The sequence below is a fragment of the Methyloversatilis discipulorum genome (assembly GCF_018780585.1).
Lineage (GTDB): Bacteria > Pseudomonadota > Gammaproteobacteria > Burkholderiales > Rhodocyclaceae > Methyloversatilis > Methyloversatilis discipulorum_B.
Genome location: NZ_JADMJL010000004.1, coordinates 18,958 through 33,375, shown reverse-complemented (window position 1 = coordinate 33,375; position 14,418 = coordinate 18,958). Strand labels below are relative to the sequence as shown.

Genomic DNA, 14,418 nt, shown 5'->3' with positions numbered 1-14,418 from the left:
CAAACCGTCCCGATGCTGCGACTGCGCAGCGGTTGTCAGGCCAGGAAACCCGTGGCCGCCTGACAGCCCTGCATTCCGGCCACGCATCCTTCCCATCTGCCGGAGCACATCATGTTGAAGCAGCCGAATACGAAGTACCGTCCCGTTACCCCGATCGCGCTCGCCGATCGCCAGTGGCCGTCGAAAACCCTCACCCGCGCACCGATCTGGATGTCGACCGACCTGCGCGACGGCAACCAGGCCCTGTTCGAGCCGATGAACGGCGAACGCAAAATGCGCATGTTCAAGATGCTGGTGGACATCGGCTTCAAGCAGATCGAGGTCGCCTTTCCGTCGGCGTCCGACACCGATTTCAGCTTCGTGCGCACGCTGATCGAAGGCGGCCACATCCCGGACGACGTGACCATAGAGGTGCTGACGCAGGCGCGCCCGCACCTGATCGAACGCACCATCGAATCCTTGCGTGGCGCGAAGCGCGCCATCGTGCATGTCTACAACGCGACCTCGCCCACCTTCCGCCGCGTCGTGTTCGACATGAGCCGCGACGAGGTGAAGAAGCTTGCGGTCGACAGCACCGTGCTCATCAAGCGCCTGACCGACGCGCAGCCGGAAACCGAGTGGGTTTTCCAGTACAGCCCGGAAACTTTCACCGCCACCGAACTCGACTTCGCGAAAGAGGTGTGCGACGCGGTGGTCGAGGCCTGGGGCGGCACGCCCGATCGGCCGGTCATCCTCAACCTGCCGGCCACGGTCGAGGTGGCTACGCCCAACCACTACGCCGACCAGATCGAGTGGATGCATCGCAATCTTGCCAACCGCGAGTCGGTCATCCTCAGCGTGCATCCGCACAACGACCGCGGCACCGCGGTGGCGGCGGCCGAACTGGCGGTGATGGCCGGTGCGGACCGGGTCGAAGGCTGCCTGTTCGGCCACGGCGAGCGCACCGGCAACGTCGATCTGGTGACGCTTGCGCTCAACCTCTACACGCAGGGTGTGGATCCGGGGCTCGACTTCTCGCGCATCAACGACATCGCACGCACGGTCGAACAGTGCACGCAGATTCCGGTGCACGCGCGCCATCCGTACGCCGGTGACCTCGTGTTCACCGCCTTCTCCGGCTCGCACCAGGACGCGATCCGCAAGGGTCTCGCCGCGCAGCAGCCGGACGCGCTCTGGGAAGTGCCCTATCTGCCGGTCGATCCGGCCGACGTCGGCCGCACCTATGATTCGATCATTCGCGTGAACAGCCAGTCGGGCAAGGGCGGTGTGGCCTTCCTGCTCGAAAGCGAATACGGCGTCACCTTGCCGCGTCGCCTTCAGGTCGAGTTCAGTACGGCAGTGCAGCAGCTCACCGACGCCAGCGGGCAGGAAGTGCGCGCTGCCGACATCTGGAAGCTGTTCGCGCAGCAGTACTTCGAGCCAGCGGTTCCGTTCGAGTACGTCACCCATCATCTGAGCGAGATCGGCGACGAGCAGGGCATCGAACTGGTGGTGAAGGTCGAGGGCATCGAACGCACGCTGTCGGGCCGCGGCAACGGCCCGATCGCTGCCGTGATCGACGCGCTCAAGGTGCCCGCGCGCCTGCACGACTACGAGGAACGCGCGATCGGCCACGGCGCCGACGCGGCGGCGGTGGCCTTCGCCGAATTCGTCATCGACGGGCTGCCCGGCAGCACTTTCGGTGCCGGCATGCACCGGAATATCGTGACGGCGTCGGTGCTGGCCATCCTGAGCGGGCTCAACCGCGCCTGCGCCAAGCTCGATCGGGCGGCGCGCCGCGATTTCCTCGCTTCGACCAGACCGCCGGCGCTGGCCTGATCGTCGGCCTCAGTCACGGCTGCCGCAGATTCTGGGCCGCCAGCTGTCCCGCCAGTGGCCGGCGAGCAGGCGGGCGATGACCGCGCCGAAGCAGAGGCCGCTGCCGCCGCAGGCGAGCACGGCGACATCCGGCAGGCCGGCCACACTGCCGGCGCCGATGCCGCCGAGCAGGCCGGCCAGCGGCGGCAGATAGGCCAGCATCACGGCGCGCAGCGGCGCGTCGTCGTCGATGCCGAGTGCAACAAGGTCGCCGGGCTGCAGTGAAGCGGCCTGCGCAGCGGGCAGTTCGAACTGGTGCAGGGTGTTTGGCGTGCTGCCACAGACGGTTTGCGAGCGGCAGCCGCTGCAGGCCGGCGCGCTGTCGACGCCGACGGTGACGCGGGTGCCGTCGACCTGCACTACCCGGGTATCCCTGACCGTCATGTCTCTTCCCTCCCGCCGGGTATCTCGCAATCCTCGTGCCAGCCGCCGTGCAGTGATCCGCGTGCCGCCGACGACGCTGGTCCAGCGCGCTTTCGGCGCGTTTCGTCGCTGCCGGGGCGCGGCTGCCCTCCTGTGCTGTTTGCGACAAGTCCGACAAGCGCTGTCTCGGCACCGTTTTGTGACGCCTTGCACCAAAGCGGACGCACCCGCCGGCCGATCGCCCGACCCGTTTCCAAGTGCCTGCCCGCAAACGGCTTTCCGGCGCGCTGTTACGCGGGCGTCTTACGATTGACCGCTTTGTGACACTGGGTACGCGCCTTGCTTCATGCTGCTAGGCGTGGAGAAGCGCATGTGGATTTCCGCCGTGGCCGGCTGTACTGCCGACCGTTCCCCGACAATAAGAAAAGACGCAGGGGCCACTGAATGGAAGGGCGTGCCGGCACGACCGGCATCGCCTCGGGAAGCAATCGGGGGCTGTCATGACTGCGAACGGCATCGAGACGAATGCGCGCGCGAATGTTGAACTGGTGACCGTGTATGAGCTGAGCAAGATACTCAGCTCGTCGCTGGACGTAACGAAGACCCTGCGCGAAGCACTGAACGTGCTGTCGCACTACCTCGACTTCAGACGCATGATGATCGCGCTGGTCGAGGACGACGGCGAGGCGCTCAGCCTGGCCGCGGCGGTCGGCCTGTCGGTCAAGGAGTGGTCGAGCGGGCGCTACCGGTCGGGCGAGGGCATCATCGGCCGCGTGTTCGCCTCCGGCTCGCCGGTCGTGGTGCCGGACATTTCGGTCGAACCGCTGTTCCTGAACCGCACCGGCGCGCTCGACGATGCCGGCGACGAAACCATCGCCTTCATCGGCGTGCCGATACGCGCCGGTGCCGACATGCTGGGCGTGCTGTGCGCCGACCGCGTGGTGTCGCGTCGCGGCGGCTTCGGCAGCGATGTGCGCGTGCTGTCGATGGCGGCCAATCTGATGGGGCAGTCGGTGGCGCTGCAGCGCGTGGTGACCGACGAGCACGAACGCCTGCTGCACCAGGCCAAGCAGGCGCGGCGTGATGCGCCGCGCGGCCGCTTCAAGCTGGACAACGTGGTCGGCACCTCGCCGCGCATGCAGCAGGTGTTCGCCGAGGCGCACCAGGTCGCGCCGTCGCGTTCGACCGTGCTGCTGCGTGGCGAAAGCGGCACCGGCAAGGAAGTGATCGCGCGTGCCATCCACGAACTGTCCACGCGCAAGTCCGGCCCCTTCATCAAGCTCAACTGTGCGGCGCTGTCCGAATCGCTGCTCGAATCGGAACTGTTCGGCCACGAGAAGGGCTCCTTCACCGGCGCCACCGGCGAACGCAAGGGCCGTTTCGAACTGGCCGACGGCGGCACGCTCTTCCTCGACGAGATCGGCGACATCTCGCCGGCCTTCCAGACCAAGTTGCTGCGCGTGCTGCAGGAGCGCGAGTTCGAGCGCGTCGGCGGCAGCAAGCCGATCAAGGTCGATGTGCGGCTGATCTGCGCGACCAACCGCAACCTCGAAAAGATGGTGGCGGCGGGCACCTTCCGCGCCGACCTGTACTTCCGCATCAATGTGGTGAGCATCTTCCTGCCGGCGCTGCGCGAGCGGCGCGAAGACATTCCGGCGCTGACGCAGCACTTCCTGGAGCGCTTCAACCGCGAGAACGACCGCAACATGAAGCTCACCCAGGGCGGGCAGGCGGTGATGATGCATTGTTACTGGCCGGGCAATGTGCGCGAGCTGGAGAACTGCATCGAGCGCACCGCAACGATGGCGCATCACGACGCGATCGAGGCGTCCGACTTCCCCTGTTCGGCCAATCGTTGCCTGACGCAGGTACTGCACTTCGTGAAAAAGGACGACGCGGTGTCGCCGGTGGTGGAGTCCGCCGCGGCCGAGGCGGAGTCCTGTAGCCCGCCGGGCGAGCCCGCGCCGGTGTCGCGCCCGGCGCCGACCGATGACAAGCCGGACGGCGAACGCGACCGTCTCGTGTGGGCGATGGAACAGTGCGGCTGGGTACAGGCCAAGGCCGCCCGCCTGCTCAACATCACGCCGCGGCAGATGGGCTATGCGCTGAAGAAGTACGACATCGAGGTGCGGCGCTTCTGACGGCGCTGCGGGGCAAATGCCCCGCAGCCCGATCACCACTCGTTGCGCATGCCCCAGGGGTGGGCGCCGGGCACCAGTTCGGCGGTGATGCCCTTCTTCGCGATGTCTTCCAGCGTCCGGTAGAAGGTCGCCTCGTGCATCAGCGTGCCGCCCTTCGAATAGAGCGCCACGTACTTCGACGGCATGTCGACCTCGACCGTGAAGTTGCCGCCCGCGTCCTGCACGCTGCGCGCGTTGCCGTTCCAGTCGATGAAGTATCCGGTTTCCGAGCTCATCAGCGTCCCCTCAGGCCAGCGCCGGATCTTCGAGCACCGCGGCGGCGCTGACGGTCACGTTGTTCTTCGTCGCGTCGGTGTAGGGGCACACCTTGAGCGCGCGCTCCACCAGCGAATCGGCGGTCGGCTGGTCGATGCCGTGCAGCACGGCGGTGAAGCGGATGGCCATGCGGTAGGCCTCCTCGAAGTTCTTGAACAGCGACACCTCGGCCTCGACCATGCAGCCTTTCACCGGCAGCCGGTCGGCGCGCACGATGTGGCGCACCGAGTTCTCGAAACAGGCAGCGTAGGCCGCGGCGAACAGCTGCTCCGGATTGACGCCCGGCTTCTTGCCCCCCATTTCCGCCGGCGCGGCGAGGTCCAGCTTCAGCAGGCCGTCTTCGCTCTGAACGCGGCCATTGCGGCCGCCCTGGCTGAAGACGCGGGTCTTGTAGATGAGGTCCATGACAGCTCCCGGTGAGTGGTGATCGAGGTGTTCAGCTTGAGCAGCTGACGGTCAGTCCGTCCGCCCAGTCGGGCGGCGGCGCGGCGTAGTGCGCGTACTGCGGACGTTCGTCGAAGGGGCGGCGCAGGCAGTCGAGCAGCGCCCGCACCTCGTCGAAGTCGCCGTCGCGGGCGCGCCGGATCGCCGACTCGGCCATCCAGTTGCGCAGCACGTAGCACGGGTTGGTGGCGAGCATGGCGGGCTGGCGCAGCGCATCGACGCTGCCTTCGCCGGCCAGCCGTGCGCGCCAGCCGAGCAGCCAGGCGTCGCAGGCTTCGCGGTCGACGAACAGGTCGCGCAGTGGCGCATCCGTGCTGCCGCGCTGCTCGCGCGCGACGCGCCCCGGCAGTGCACTCAGCGTGCGAAAGAAGCGCGTGTAATCGACGCGCTGCAGTTGCAGCAGTCCAAGCGTCGCGCCGATGAAGTCGTCGTCACCTCGCTGCGCTGTGGCGAAGCCGAGGCGCTGTCGCATCAGTGCGGCGAAGCGGGTGTCGAAAGCGGGCTGGAAGTGGTCATCGACCAGAGCGCGCGTTTGGTCCGGGTGGCCGATCAGCGGACCGAGCGCATCGGCCAGCACGTAGAGGTTCCACTGTGCGATGCGCGGCTGGGCACGGAAGGCATAGCGGCCCCAGGTGTCCGAGTGGTTGCAGATGCGGCCGGCATCGAAGCTGTCCATGAAGGCGAACGGGCCGTAGTCCAGCGTCAATCCCAGCGCCGACATGTTGTCGGTGTTCATTACGCCGTGCATGAAGCCGATCGCCTGCCAGTGCGCGACCAGGTCGCCGGTGCGCTGCGCGATGTCGGCCAGCAGTGCGTCGTACGGTCGCGCGCTGTCGCGCAAATGAGGCCGGAAACGGTCGATCACGTAGTCCGCCAGCAGGCGCAGGTGTTGAACGTCGTCGTCGGCGCTGAAGTGCTCGAAGGTGCCGAAGCGCACGAAGCTTGGTGCGATGCGCGTGACGACGGCGGCGCTCTCCGTACTTTCGCGCTGCACCGGCAGCGGCGAGCCGATCACGCACAGCGCGCGCGTGGTCGGCACACCGAGCGCAGCCATCGCTTCGGAACAGAGGAATTCGCGGATCGACGAGCGCAGCACGGCGCGGCCATCGGAAAAGCGTGAGTAGGGCGTCGGCCCGGCACCCTTCAGCTGCAGTTCAAGCGGGCCGTGTGGCGTATCGACCTCGCCCAGCAGATGAGCCCGACCGTCGCCCAGCTGGCCTGACCAGCTGCCGAACTGGTGGCCGGAATAGACCGCCGCCAGCGGCTCCGCGCCCGGCAGCAGACGGTTGCCCGCAAACAGCTCGACGAACTCTGCGCGCGCGGCCTCCTGCGGAGCGAGCCCGATCAGCGACGCGGCGTCTTCGCTGGCTGCGATCAGATGCGGGGCTGGCAGCGGCGCGGGAGGCAGTCGCGTGTGGAAGGCGGCCGGCAGCCGGGCGTAGCTGTTGCTCAGGCGCAGCGATTCGAGCGCTGACAGCGGTGGCGTGGGCAAAGGTGCATTCATGGTGGCGTTCCGCGGTTGCGGAAGTGCGCAGCAAGAATCGGGCAAGCGTCGGCCAGCGACGCAGTCAGCCGTCGTCGGCCGGCCGCCAGCGGGGCGGGTGCGCATCCGCCGGATGCCTCGCAGCGCGCCGGTCGACGACCGACACGCTGTTGCATCTGCGACAAACGCGACGCGGATGTCGTGCCAGCGAAGGCGAGGCCGGGGCGGCGTGCGCGAGATCGCCGGTGGCTCGATGTTTGCTGAACATCGCTACCCATCCGATGAACCGATCTGAAGCTGAAAGGAGCGCCCCATGCTCGATACCCTCATCGTAGGCGCCGGCCTGTGCGGCCTGGAGCTCGCCCGCCGTCTGGAAGCGGCGGGACGCAGCGTGCTGCTGGTCGAGGCCCGGCCGCGCGCCGGCGGTCGTGTGGATACGGTGCCCGCAGCAGCGGGCGCGGCCGCCCTCGATCTCGGCCCCGGCTGGTACTGGCCGCAGTCGCAGCCGCGCATGGTCAGGCTGATCGCGGATCTGGGGCTGGAAACCTTTCCACAGCATGACGAGGGCGTCGTGCTGCATCTGCAGCAGCCGGACGGCAATCCGGAAACGCTGGGCAGCGAGGCAATACACAATGGCGCGCGGCGACTGGTCGGCGGCATGGCGGCGCTGACCGGTGCGTTATTGCGCCGGCTGTCGCACGACCGCGTGCGTACCGGCTGCACGGTCCGTCGTCTGGTCGCGCGAAGCGACCGCGTCGAGGTGCAGTGCATCGGAGGAGGCGAGTCCTTCGTCATCGCTGCGCGCAGCGTCGTGCTCGCGCTGCCGCCGCGGCTGGCGGCGGAACAGATCGTGTTCGAGCCGGCGCTCGATGCGCCGCTGCGTCAGGCGATGCAGGACCAGCCGACCTGGATGGCGGCGCAGGCCAAGGCCTTTGTTCGCTCCGACAGCGCGCACTGGCGTCGCGGCGGCTTGTCCGGCAACGCCTTCGTATCCCATCCGCAGGCCGTGCTCGGCGAGGTGTTCGACGCCTGCGACGCCACCGGTGAAGCGGCCGCGCTGGGCGGCTTTGTCGCGTTGTCGCCGGCGCTGCGTGCAGCCAGTGCACCGGCGCTCGAACTGATGGTGCGCAGCCAGTTCGCGCAGCTGTTCGGCCCGGCGGTGGAACAGGGCGAACTGCATCTGCGCGACTGGGCCCGGGAGCCGATGACATGCAGCGCGCTCGACCTGACCGAGCCCGGAGGCCATCCGGAGGATGACGTGTCGCTGCTGGCCGCGCCGCACTGGTCCGGCCGCCTGCACCTGGCCGGCAGCGAGACGGCCACGCGCGGTGCCGGCTATCTCGAAGGCGCGCTGGACGCCGCGGCGCGCGTGGCGGCACGCCTCATCGCCCTGTCGCCCTCGCTGCCACCTTCGCCGGCCAACGACGGCAGCATCGCCGAATTTGCCGACCGGGTGAGCGCGCTGCGAAGTCAGGCCGGCGAGCTGTACCGGCAGAGCGTGGTGCGTGCACTGAGCGCACAGCGCAGCATCGACATGACGCACGCCGTGCTGTGCGCGGTGATCGACCATGTGTATGCCGAGGCGCTGCGCCGCATCGATGCGCTGGACTTCGACCTGAGCGGTGTCGCCATCGAGCGCGGCCGCTGCGGGCTGACGCCATCGCTGCTGGCGCCCTTTTCCGGCTTCAGCGACTGGCTGGTCGGCGAGGCGCTGCAGCATAACCGCACGTCCTGTGCGCTTTCCAACTTTCCCGACGAACACGCGCCGTCGCCCGATTACGTCGCGCGCATCCGTGTCGATCTTGCGCTCGCCTGGCGCGCCTTCGCCCAGTCGCTGAACCAGATGCTGATCGACCGCATGCCGGTGCGTGGCTGACGCCGCTTTGTGTGCTTTGTCGCAAGCGTAGGTTTCCGACCACCGGACGAATCCTGTCCGGATCGCGCCAAGTCAATGAATCGAATGACGAAATCACTTTGGCACGGAAATGGCTATCCCTCGTTTGCCAGCCCACATCGCGCGTCAGCAGAACAAGGAGTAGGTCATGGAAAGTGCAGCAGCGAGCTATGTCAGCCTGGCTGACCTGAAGTCCAGCCACAACGTGCTGGCCACCCCGGCGGAAGCGCCGGCTCACGTCGGCTGTGGCACCTCCGGCGGCGAAGGCAAGGCCAGTTGCGGAACGTCCGCCGGGCCGGACGACATGCCGGCCCATGTGTGGGACAAGGTGAAGAATCACCCCTGTTATTCGGAAGAGGCCCACCACCACTACGCGCGCATGCACGTCGCGGTGGCGCCGGCCTGCAACATCCAGTGCAACTACTGCAACCGCAAGTACGACTGCTCGAACGAGTCGCGCCCCGGCGTCGTGTCGCAGAAGCTGACGCCGGAACAGGCGGTCAAGAAAGTGGTCGCGGTCGCCAGCGAAATTCCGCAGATGACGGTGCTCGGCGTGGCCGGTCCCGGCGACTCGCTGGCCAACCCGAAGAAGACCTTCGACACCTTCCGCATGCTCCAGGAGCAGGCACCTGACATCAAGCTCTGTCTGTCCACCAACGGTCTGGCGCTGCCCGATCTGGTCGACGAGATCTGCAAGTACAACATCGACCACGTGACCATCACGATCAACATGGTCGACCCGGAGATCGGCGCCAAGATCTACCCGTGGATCTTCTGGGACCACAAGCGCATCACCGGCGTCGAGGCCTCGCGCATCCTGCACGAGCAGCAGATGAAGGGGCTGGAGATGCTGACCGCCCGCGGCGTGCTCACCAAGATCAACTCGGTGCTCATCCCGGGCATCAATGACGCACACATGATCGAGGTGAACAAGGCGGTCAAGGCGCGCGGCGCCTTCCTGCACAACATCATGCCGCTCATTTCCGAAGCCGAGCACGGCACGGTGTTCGGCCTGACCGGCCAGCGCGGCCCCACGGCGCAGGAGCTGAAGGCGGTGCAGGACGCCTGCATGGGTGGCGCCAACCTGATGCGCCACTGCCGCCAGTGCCGCGCCGACGCGGTCGGCCTGCTGGGCGAGGACCGCAGCGAGGAATTCACGCTCGACAAGATCGAAGAGATGGAAGTGGTCTATGACCTCGACCGCCGCCGTACCTACCAGGAGCGCGTCGAAGCCGAGCGTCAGGCCCAGCACGCGGCCAAGGTCGAGGCGCTGGCCGCGACCGAAGGCAACGAGGCGGCGAAGGACATCAAGGTGCTGGTCGCCGTCGCCACGACGGGTGGCGGCCGGGTGAACCAGCACTTCGGCCATGCCGACGAATTCCAGATCTTCGAGGTGTCGGCGGGCGAAGCGCTGTTCGTCGGTCACCGTCGGGTCGACCTGTATTGCCAGGGCGGCTACGGCGAGGACGAGCAGCTGCCCTCCATCGTCAATGCGATCAACGACTGCCACGCCGTACTGGTGTCGAAGATCGGCGCCTGCCCGCGCGACGAGCTGAAGGGTGCGGGCATCGAGCCGGTCGATGCCTATGCCGACGAGTTCATCGAGAAGGCCGCGCTGTCGTGGTTCGCCGACTACACCGGCCGGGTCGCGCGCGGCGAGATCGCGCACGCCGAGCGCGGCGACGCGTCGATCCGCCAGGGCGCCTTCACCGCCGCCGCCTGACGTTTCCGGATGGACCGCGGCGAGCGCCGCGGTCCGAGCGAAAGGAGAGAACCATGTCTTTGAAAATCATTGCCAACCTCTGTACGGGCTGTTCGGCCTGTGAGCCGGAATGCCCGAACGAGGCGATCAGCGAGCTCAAGAACCTGTTTGTCATCGATCCCGACAAATGCACCGAATGCGAAGGCGATTACGACACCCCGCAATGCGTCGCGGTGTGCCCTATCGACGACTGCATCCTCCCACTCCAGACCCAGGCTGCCTGAGGACAACATGACCCAACTGACCCTGACGCCGGCTGCGGCGAAATTCATCCAGCGCATGGTGCGCTTTTCCGGCGAACCGGAAGGTGCCGGCTTTCGCCTGCTGGTCAGCGCCGGCGGCTGCTCCGGCCTGAACTCCGAGTTCACGGTCGTGGCGGCACCACTGAGCGGCGACTCGGTGGTCGAGGCCTCCGGCGTGCGGCTGTTCCTGCCAGCCGAGTCGCGCCTGCTGCTCGAAGGCGTGACCGTCGATTTCGCCGACACGCCGACCAAGAGCGGGCTCACCTTCATCAACCCGAACCAGGCACCGTGCGCATGCAGCAGCAGCGCACCGGCCGGCGCACCGGGCGTGCAGCAGCACGCACACGGTCACGGCCATGGCCACGCGATGCCCGGCGTCGCGACGGTCGGTCTGGACGCCATCCGTCGCGGTTGAGGAGGCGGCCATGCAGGCGATCGATGCCCACGACGATCTGGCCGATCCCGGCCTCGCCGTGCTCGGTCGCGGGCTGCCGCCCGAGGCCGAGGCGCTGATCGCGCGCGCCGGCCTGATCCGCAACCGGGTGGCCGAAGCGCAGGCCTTGCTCGACGAGGCGCACGCGCTTGCACCGTCGCACCCGGCGACGCTGATCGCGCTCTACCGCTTTCATTTCTACGGTAACCGGCTGCGCGCAGCGCGCGACGTCGGCGAGCGCGCCATCGCCTGCGCGGCGGCGGCGCTCGGTCTGCCGGCGGACTGGCGGCGGGTCGAGGCCGACGCGCACTTTCGGGCGCTGGAGCCGATGCCGCGTTTCTGGCTGTTTTCGCTCAAGGGCTACGCGTACCTGAGCGCGCGCTTGGGCGAACTCGACGTCGGTCGTGCGGCGCTGGCCAGGCTGGCGGTGATGGATCCGGAGGACAAGGTCGGTCACCGGGTGATAGGCGACGTGCTTGCGCGCATGGGACGCGATGACCTCGGTTACGAGGACTGCCCGGACATCGCGACAGCGCTTGGAGCCGCGCCATGATGAGCACGCTGCCGCAGGCCTCGTACGACCCGTCGGACGACATTCCGCCGCTGGCCTGGAGTGGCGACGAACTCGACTGTTCGCTCTGCGACGCCGAACTGCTCGGTGCACGCTGCGAGCGCGGGCACGCCTGCGTGCAGGACCGCTACGCCAAGCGCATCGACCGCTTCTTTCGCTGGAATCCCGACCTCAGCAACACCTTCCTGCATCACCCCTATTTCGAAGTGCGCGCCATCGCCTGCCGTCGTGCCGACGTGTTCCGTCTGCAGTCGCTGATCGACGACGAGGACGAGACGGTGCGCCTGTCGGTGGCGGTGCGCCTTCCGCTCGCTCAGGTGGTGAAGCTGCGCGACGACCCGCACCGCGAGGTGCGCATCCGCGTCGCGATGCGGCTCGAAGGGCGCGAACTGCTCGCCATGGCCGGCGACGAGGACTACTACGTGCGCAAGCTGGTGGCGCAGCGCCTGCCCGCAGCACTGCTGCCGCGCATGCTCGACGACAGCGATCCCGAAGTCAGGCTGGAGGCGGTGCGGCGCCTGGACATGCCGGCGCTGCTGCGGATGTGCGACGACCCGGAGATATCGATACGCAAGGACGTCGCGCAGCGGCTGCCGACGGCCCAGCTCTACCGCATGGCGCATGACCCCGCGTGGGAGGTGCGCTGGATCGTGGCCGGCCGTGCCGGCCGGGCGCTTGCGTTGCAGATGTCGGCGAGCGACGAGGAAGCGGATGTGCGTGCCGAAGCGTGCGCGCGCCTGAACGAACTGGATCGGGAAGAAGGAGATCGACATGGGTGACATCAGTCGCGACAGCGATACCGTCGAACTGACCGCGCCGCCGGTATTCAAGTACGGCGAGCGTGTGGTGAGCCGCTACACGATACGCAACGACGGTACCTACTGCGGCAAGGACATCGGCGAGGTACTGGCGAAGAAGGGCGACGTCGGCTTCGTCACCTCGATCGGCACCTTCCTGCAGCAGTACTACATCTACGCCGTCGAATTCCTCGGTACCGGCCACCGGGTCGGCATGCGCGGGCGCGAACTGGTGTCGCTCGACAACCTGCCGCCGCACGTGGTCGAGGTGCTGGGCGAGCGCATCCATCAACTGGCAGCCATCAAGGTGGGAGGCGACAGTGTTTGAACTGCGCGAACCGAAGTTCCGCTGGGGTCAGCGCGTCGCCGCGACGACAGACCTGTACAACGACGGCTCCCACCCCGAGGTAGCGCTCGACGCCCTGCTGGTGGCGGAGGGCGCGGCCGGCGAGGTGGTGCAGATCGGCCATCACGAAGAGGCGAACATTCCGATCTACATGGTCGAGTTCGCCGACGGTCCGAGCGGCGTCGATGGCGCGCCGCGCCCCTGCGTGATCGGCGTGCTGGAAGAGGAGATCGCGCCGGTCTGACCGGTGCGCGCGCGATGAACGTCCATGCCTTGAGCCCGCTCCGCACCGCGCCGGCGCCCGTCGGCAGCGTCGTCGTCGCCGAGACCGAACTGCTGCGCCGGCGCGTGCTGCGCGCACTGGCGGAACGCGAACGCTATCGCTACGTGCATCCGGCCCTGCACGACACCGACGACGGCTGGATCATCACCAGCCCGTGCTGTTCGCGCAATGTCGATCCGGAGGGCGGAACGATCGATATCGCGCGCATCCGCCACGAGGACGCGAGCTGGGTGCTGTACGCCTGCGACCATCTGCTCGGCGGCTGGGTGCAGCACACGCGCTCGAACAGCCTCGATCGCCTGCTCGACCTGATCGTGCACGACCCGCACCGGGTGTTCTGGCCATGATCTACCTCGACCACAACGCGACCACACCGCCGCTGCCCGAGGTGATCGAGGCGGTGACCGACTGCCTGCGCGATGGCTGGGGCAATCCTTCGTCCAAGCACGGCTTCGGTCAGCGCGCGAAGTCGGCGCTGGCGGCCGCGCGCGCCGAGGTGGCGGCGCTGGCCGGCGCGCAGCCGGCCGAGGTGGTGTTCACCAGCGGCGCCACTGAGGCGAACAACCAGGTGCTGGCCGGCGCGCTGTCGCGTCCCGGCGCGCCGCCGCGGGTGCTGCTGTCGGCGGTCGAGCACGCCGGCTTCCTGAAGGCGGCACAACGCATGCGCGACTTCGGTGTCGAGGTCGAGCTGCTGCCGGTGGATGGGCGCGGTGTGCTGCGCCTCGACGCGCTGCACACCGCGCTCGAGCGCCCGGCCGCGCTGCTGTCGGTGATGGCGGCCAACAACGAGACCGGCGTGCTGCAGCCGGTGGTCGAGGTCGCCGCAGCAGCGCGCGCGGCCGGCGTGCCGCTGCATGTCGACGCCACCCAGCAGGCCGGTCGCCTGCCGCTGGATTTCGCAGGCTGGGGCGTCGACCTGATGTCGATGTCCGCCCACAAGTTCGGTGGGCCGAAGGGCTGCGGCGCGCTGATCGCACGCAAGGGCCTGATCTGGCCGGCACTGCTGCCGGGCCAGCAGGAGCGCGGGCGCCGCGGCGGTACCGAGAACATGCCGGGCATCGCCGGCTTTGCCGTCGCGGCGTCTCAGGCGCGCGTGACGATGCAGGCCGAGACGCTGCGCCAGGGCGCGCTGCGCGACGCGCTCGAAGACGCGCTGCGTGAAGCACTGACCGGGCTGACGGTGTTCGGCGAAGGTGCGCCGCGCCTGCCCAACACGCTTTTCATCGCCGTCGCCGGCCAGTCGGCCGACCGTCTGCTGGGCAGGCTGGAGCGCGAAGGCATCCTCGCCGCGTCGGGGGCGGCCTGTTCGTCCGGCGGCAGCGAGCCGTCGCACGTGCTGGCCGCGATGGGGGTGCCGCCGGCGCTCGCACGCGAGGCGATCCGCCTGTCGCTGGGTCGCGACACCGACGGCGAACACCTTGCCCGCGTCGTCCATGTACTGCGCAGCCTGCAATCCGAAACGGCCGCCGCCGCGGCCTGAAGCCGAC

General features: G+C 68.2%; 16 protein-coding genes. 12 read left to right on the top strand and 4 right to left on the bottom strand.

Annotation, left to right across the window (positions count from 1 at the left end):
• Nucleotides 1–111 precede the first annotated feature (111 nt).
• On the top strand, nt 112–1,818 hold the full coding sequence (leuA, locus tag IV112_RS00915; RefSeq protein WP_304000520.1) for a 2-isopropylmalate synthase: 1,707 nt from the start codon (nt 112–114) through the stop codon (nt 1,816–1,818).
• A 9-nt stretch (nt 1,819–1,827) separates the two neighbouring features.
• Here the strand turns inward: leuA and IV112_RS00910 are convergent, their stop codons facing one another.
• Complete coding sequence (locus tag IV112_RS00910; RefSeq protein WP_304000519.1) at nt 1,828–2,241, bottom strand: SoxR reducing system RseC family protein; 414 nt, start codon at nt 2,239–2,241, stop codon at nt 1,828–1,830.
• A gap of 479 nt (nt 2,242–2,720) precedes the next feature.
• Here IV112_RS00910 and nifA point away from each other — a divergent pair, with 479 nt between their 5' ends.
• Complete coding sequence (nifA, locus tag IV112_RS00905; RefSeq protein ID WP_304000517.1) at nt 2,721–4,361, top strand: nif-specific transcriptional activator NifA; 1,641 nt, start codon at nt 2,721–2,723, stop codon at nt 4,359–4,361.
• 32 nt (nt 4,362–4,393) lie between these two features.
• Here nifA and IV112_RS00900 read toward each other — a convergent pair whose 3' ends face one another.
• Genes IV112_RS00900 through IV112_RS00890 form a run of 3 tightly spaced genes read right to left on the bottom strand, consistent with a single transcriptional unit; the run spans nt 4,394 to nt 6,624 of the window.
• Nucleotides 4,394–4,636, bottom strand: a complete 243-nt coding sequence (locus tag IV112_RS00900) for a hypothetical protein (protein WP_304000516.1) — start codon at nt 4,634–4,636, stop codon at nt 4,394–4,396.
• Between the two features lie 10 nt (nt 4,637–4,646).
• On the bottom strand, nt 4,647–5,081 hold the full coding sequence (locus IV112_RS00895; RefSeq protein ID WP_304000514.1) for an Ohr family peroxiredoxin: 435 nt from the start codon (nt 5,079–5,081) through the stop codon (nt 4,647–4,649).
• 31 nt (nt 5,082–5,112) lie between these two features.
• Nucleotides 5,113–6,624, bottom strand: coding sequence for a protein adenylyltransferase SelO (locus IV112_RS00890; protein ID WP_304000513.1), 1,512 nt, complete (start codon nt 6,622–6,624; stop codon nt 5,113–5,115).
• Between the two features lie 292 nt (nt 6,625–6,916).
• On the opposite strand from IV112_RS00890, the gene IV112_RS00885 reads away from it, so the two are divergent.
• The 10 genes from IV112_RS00885 to IV112_RS00840 all read left to right on the top strand — a co-directional run bounded on the left by IV112_RS00885 (nt 6,917) and on the right by IV112_RS00840 (nt 14,411).
• On the top strand, nt 6,917–8,479 hold the full coding sequence (locus IV112_RS00885; RefSeq protein ID WP_304000512.1) for a flavin monoamine oxidase family protein: 1,563 nt from the start codon (nt 6,917–6,919) through the stop codon (nt 8,477–8,479).
• Nucleotides 8,480–8,645: 166 nt separating this feature from the next.
• The gene (nifB, locus tag IV112_RS00880) at nt 8,646–10,220 is read left to right on the top strand and encodes a nitrogenase cofactor biosynthesis protein NifB (RefSeq protein ID WP_304000510.1); all 1,575 of its coding nucleotides are present in this window, start codon (nt 8,646–8,648) and stop codon (nt 10,218–10,220) included.
• Between the two features lie 53 nt (nt 10,221–10,273).
• A complete protein-coding gene (locus IV112_RS00875) occupies nt 10,274–10,483 on the top strand; it encodes a 4Fe-4S binding protein (protein ID WP_019916611.1) in 210 nt (69 codons plus the stop codon).
• 7 nt (nt 10,484–10,490) lie between these two features.
• Nucleotides 10,491–10,916 (top strand): HesB/IscA family protein, encoded by a 426-nt coding sequence (locus IV112_RS00870; RefSeq protein ID WP_304000506.1) that lies wholly within the window; start codon nt 10,491–10,493, stop codon nt 10,914–10,916.
• 10 nt (nt 10,917–10,926) lie between these two features.
• The gene (locus tag IV112_RS00865; RefSeq protein WP_304000504.1) at nt 10,927–11,487 is read left to right on the top strand and encodes a hypothetical protein; all 561 of its coding nucleotides are present in this window, start codon (nt 10,927–10,929) and stop codon (nt 11,485–11,487) included.
• Nucleotides 11,484–12,284: a 4Fe4S-binding leucine-rich repeat protein gene (locus IV112_RS00860; protein ID WP_304000502.1), complete on the top strand. Its 801-nt coding sequence runs from the start codon at nt 11,484–11,486 to the stop codon at nt 12,282–12,284. Before IV112_RS00865 ends, IV112_RS00860 begins: the two co-directional genes overlap by 4 nt.
• Entirely contained in the window at nt 12,277–12,630 is a 354-nt protein-coding gene (locus IV112_RS00855) for a nitrogen fixation protein NifZ (RefSeq protein ID WP_304000500.1), read from the top strand. Before IV112_RS00860 ends, IV112_RS00855 begins: the two co-directional genes overlap by 8 nt.
• Entirely contained in the window at nt 12,623–12,892 is a 270-nt protein-coding gene (locus tag IV112_RS00850) for a nitrogen fixation protein NifZ (protein ID WP_304000498.1), read from the top strand. The genes IV112_RS00855 and IV112_RS00850 overlap by 8 nt, the downstream gene beginning before the upstream one ends.
• Nucleotides 12,893–12,921: 29 nt before the next feature.
• Nucleotides 12,922–13,278, top strand: a complete 357-nt coding sequence (locus IV112_RS00845; protein WP_304000496.1) for a DUF3024 domain-containing protein — start codon at nt 12,922–12,924, stop codon at nt 13,276–13,278.
• Nucleotides 13,275–14,411 carry a cysteine desulfurase family protein gene (locus IV112_RS00840; RefSeq protein WP_304000494.1) on the top strand — a complete coding sequence of 379 codons (1,137 nt, stop codon included), beginning with the start codon at nt 13,275–13,277 and terminating at the stop codon, nt 14,409–14,411. Before IV112_RS00845 ends, IV112_RS00840 begins: the two co-directional genes overlap by 4 nt.
• Nucleotides 14,412–14,418: the final 7 nt, after the last annotated feature.